The 3,053-nt window shown below is 53.6% G+C and carries 1 rRNA gene; it reads left to right on the top strand.

From position 1 onward, the window contains the following. Positions 1 to 118 precede the first annotated feature (118 nt). A 23S ribosomal RNA gene (locus BLU58_RS15845) occupies positions 119 to 3,050 on the top strand. Positions 3,051 to 3,053: the final 3 nt, after the last annotated feature.

The following is a 3,053-nucleotide window of genomic DNA, read 5'->3' as shown; positions in this document are numbered from 1 at the left end:
ATGCACCTTGAAAATTAGATACAGAAATGAAGAAAGATAGAAGACATCATTAAACACATGAGTCTTCCGTCATGTTGCATTCACCGAAAATGTGATTACCGAGAAATAAACCTATGTAGGTTAAGCTACTAAGGGCACACGGAGGATGCCTTGGCGCCAAGAGCCGATGAAGGACGGGACGAACACCGATATGCTTCGGGGAGCTGTAAGTGAGCTTTGATCCGGAGATTTCCGAATGGGGCAACCCACCTGCTTGAAGAGCAGGTATCGCTAGCTGAATCCATAGGCTAGTGGAAGGCATACCGGGGGAACTGAAACATCTAAGTACCCCGAGGAAGAGAAAGAAAACTCGATTCCCTGAGTAGCGGCGAGCGAAACGGGATTAGCCCAAACCGAAGGACTTGTGCCTTCGGGGTTGTAGGACGTCTCACACGGAGTTACAAAGGATGGGAATAGGAGAACTGGTTCTGGAAAGACCGGCCATAGCAGGTAACAGCCCTGTATCCGAAATTCCCATCTCTCCGAGACGGATCCTGAGTACTGCGGGACACGTGAAACCCCGTAGGAATCCGGAGGGACCACCCTCCAAGGCTAAATACTCCTTGGCGACCGATAGTGAACCAGTACCGTGAGGGAAAGGTGAAAAGCACCCCGGAAGGGGAGTGAAATAGAACCTGAAACCGTGTGCTTACAATCAGTCGGAGCACCCCCAGAGGTGTGACGGCGTGCCTTTTGTAGAATGAACCGGCGAGTAACGGTTGCGTGCGAGGTTAAGGCGAGAAGCTGGAGCCGCAGCGAAAGCGAGTCTGAATAGGGCGCTTTAGTACGTAGCTGTTGACCCGAAACCAGGTGATCTACCCATGTCCAGGATGAAGTTCCGGTAACACGGAATGGAGGTCCGAACCCACTAGTGTTGAAAAACTAGGGGATGAGGTGTGGGTAGCGGAGAAATTCCAATCGAACCTGGAGATAGCTGGTTCTCCCCGAAATAGCTTTAGGGCTAGCCTTGGGAGTTAAGTCATGGAGGTAGAGCACTGATTGGGCTAGGGGTCCTTCCCGGATTACCGAACTCAGTCAAACTCCGAATGCCATGTACTTGTACCCCAGGAGTCAGACTGCGAGTGCTAAGATCCGTAGTCAAGAGGGAAACAGCCCAGACCACCAGCTAAGGTCCCTAAATGATCGTTCAGTGGAAAAGGATGTGGAGTTGCCTAGACAACCAGGATGTTGGCTTAGAAGCAGCCACCATTGAAAGAGTGCGTAATAGCTCACTGGTCAAGTGACTCTGCGCCGAAAATGTAACGGGGCTAAACGATCTACCGAAGCTGTGGATGGCGTCACTTACGTGACGCGATGGTAGGGGAGCGTTCTAAGTGCAGCGAAGCTCAAGCGGAAGCGAGGGTGGAGCGCTTAGAAGTGAGAATGCCGGTATGAGTAGCGAAAAGAGGGGTGAGAATCCCCTCCACCGTAAGCCTAAGGTTTCCTGAGGAAGGTTCGTCCGCTCAGGGTTAGTCGGGACCTAAGCTGAGGCCGAAAGGCGTAGGCGATGGACAACAGGTTGATATTCCTGTACCACCATGATTCGTTTGTACGATGGGGGGACGCAGGAGGGTAGAGAATCGCGCGACTGGAAGTGCGCGTCCAAGCAGTGAGGCAGGGGAGATAGGCAAATCCGTTTCCCTATATGCTAGGCTGTGATGGCGAGGGAAATTTATAGTACCGAAGTTCTTGATCTCACACTGCCAAGAAAAGCCTCTAGGAGAAGATTGGTGCCCGTACCGCAAACCGACACAGGTAGGCGAGGAGAGAATCCTAAGGTGCTCGGGAAAACTCTCGTTAAGGAACTCGGCAAAATGACCCCGTAACTTCGGGAGAAGGGGTGCCCCCTTATGGGGGGCCGCAGTGAATAGGCCCAGGCGACTGTTTAGCAAAAACACAGGTCTCTGCGAAGCCGCAAGGCGAAGTATAGGGGCTGACGCCTGCCCGGTGCTGGAAGGTTAAGGGGAAAGGTTAGCGCAAGCGAAGCTTTGAACTGAAGCCCCAGTAAACGGCGGCCGTAACTATAACGGTCCTAAGGTAGCGAAATTCCTTGTCGGGTAAGTTCCGACCCGCACGAAAGGCGTAACGATCTGGGCGCTGTCTCGACGAGAGACCCGGTGAAATTGTATTGCTAGTGAAGATGCTAGCTACCCGCGACAAGACGGAAAGACCCCGTGGAGCTTTACTGTAGCCTGATATTGAATCTAGATACGACTTGTACAGGATAGGTGGGAGTCGCTGAAGCCAGGACGCCAGTCTTGGTCGAGACAACGGTGGGATACCACTCTGGTCGTATCGGGGTTCTAACTCGCGCCCGTCATCCGGGCGGAGGACCGTGTCAGGTGGACAGTTTGACTGGGGCGGTCGCCTCCTAAAAGGTAACGGAGGCGCTCCAAGGTTCCCTCAGCGCGGTTGGAAATCGCGCCTATAGAGTGCAAAGGCATAAGGGAGCTTGACTGCGAGACCTACAAGTCGAGCAGGGACGAAAGTCGGACTTAGTGATCCGGTGGTTCCGAGTGGAAGGGCCATCGCTCAACGGATAAAAGCTACCCCGGGGATAACAGGCTTATCTCCCCCAAGAGTCCACATCGACGGGGAGGTTTGGCACCTCGATGTCGGCTCATCGCATCCTGGGGCTGAAGTAGGTCCCAAGGGTTGGGCTGTTCGCCCATTAAAGCGGTACGCGAGCTGGGTTCAGAACGTCGTGAGACAGTTCGGTCCCTATCTGTCGTGGGCGTAGGAAATTTGAGGAGAGCTGTCCTTAGTACGAGAGGACCGGGATGGACATACCCCTGGTGTACCAGTTGTCTCGCCAGAGGCATCGCTGGGTAGCCATGTATGGACGGGATAAGCGCTGAAAGCATCTAAGCGCGAAGCCCCCTCCAAGATGAGATTTCCCACTGACATAAGTCAGGTAAGACCCCTTGTAGACGACGAGGTTGATCGGTCTGAGGTGTACGCACAGCAATGTGTTCAGCTGACAGATACGAATCGGTCGAGGGCTTATCCTACAC

The sequence above is a fragment of the Thermoactinomyces sp. DSM 45892 genome (assembly GCF_900107305.1).
Lineage (GTDB): Bacteria > Bacillota > Bacilli > Thermoactinomycetales > Thermoactinomycetaceae > Baia.
Note: the sequence above shows the minus strand (reverse complement) of the source record. Positions and strands in the feature narration are given on the sequence as shown.